General features: G+C 68.3%; 1 protein-coding gene. It reads right to left on the reverse strand.

Annotated elements, in window-relative coordinates:
• On the reverse strand, positions 1-1,137 hold a 1,137-nt coding region (locus ACSFA3_RS24970; RefSeq protein ID WP_435508038.1), incomplete at both ends, for a CarD family transcriptional regulator.

The raw sequence follows: 1,137 nt of genomic DNA on the forward strand, positions 1-1,137 counted from the left end.
GCCGAATCGCGGATCTGCTCCGCAGCCTTGCGCTTCGCCTTATCCCACTGGCCGGAGCCGAGCTTGTGCAGCGGCGCCTCGTCGGCGCTGACGCCGGTGTAGCGGCTGATCTGGTGCAACTGCGAGACGGGCACGTAGAGCGTGGCCTTGTCGGCGTACTCAAGGTGCAGCATTTCCTGCAGCAGCGGCTTGCCGTCGGGGCCGTTGCCCTGGCCCAGGTCCATGTGGATCAGGCCGCGGTAGCGCCCGATGCCGTGCGCGCTGTGGACCACCGGATCGCCCACGTTGAGCTCCGACAGGTCCTTGATGAGCGCCTCGACGTCGCTGACCTGTTCCTGCTTCTTGTTGCGCCGGCGAGTGGTGGGCGCGGTAGCGAACAGCTCGGTCTCGGTGACGAGGTCGATGCTCTGTTCGCGCCAGGCGAAGCCCGAGGCCAGCGCAGCGGTGGCAATGCCGATCTTTTCGTCTGCGGAGGCCTCGAACTCGGCCAGTGAGTCGAAGGCCGGCGGGCTCACGCCGCTGGCGCGCAGGAAGTCGAGCAGGCTTTCGCGGCGACCGTCGCTCTCGGCGATCAGCAGCACGCGGTGCGGTGTGGCGCGAATGTGGGCCTTGAGGCCGACCAGCGGGTCTTCGGCGCCGCGCACCACGGCGAAGGGCGGCAGCTTGTCGAACTCGGCGTAGGGCGCTTCGGTGGGCACGTCGCCGCGGATGGCAAGCTGCGCATGGGGCTTGGCGCGCTGGTAGAACTGCTCGGCGTTCAGGAACAGCGCCTCGGGTGGCAGGGCGGGGCGCTCGGGGTCGCCTTGCACCAGCCGGTAGCGTTCGTTCGTGTCCTGCCAGAAATGCTGGAAGGCCGGTTCGAGGTCGCCGTGCAGCACGACGGTAGCGTCCGGTCCGAGGTAGTCGAACACCGTGGCCGTCTCGTCGAAGAACAGCGGCAGGTAGTACTCGATGCCGGCGGTGGCCACGCCGTTGCCCATGTCCTTGTAGATGCGGCTCTTGGTCGGGTCGCCTTCGAGCAGTTCGCGCCAGCGGCTGCGAAAGCGCCCGCGCGCATCGTCGTCCATCGGGAATTCGCGGCCCGGCAGCAGCCGCACTTCAGGTACGGGGTACAGGCTGCGCTGGGTATCGGGGTCG

Source organism: Variovorax glucosi (assembly GCF_051216695.1).
In the GTDB taxonomy this organism is placed as follows: domain Bacteria; phylum Pseudomonadota; class Gammaproteobacteria; order Burkholderiales; family Burkholderiaceae_C; genus Variovorax.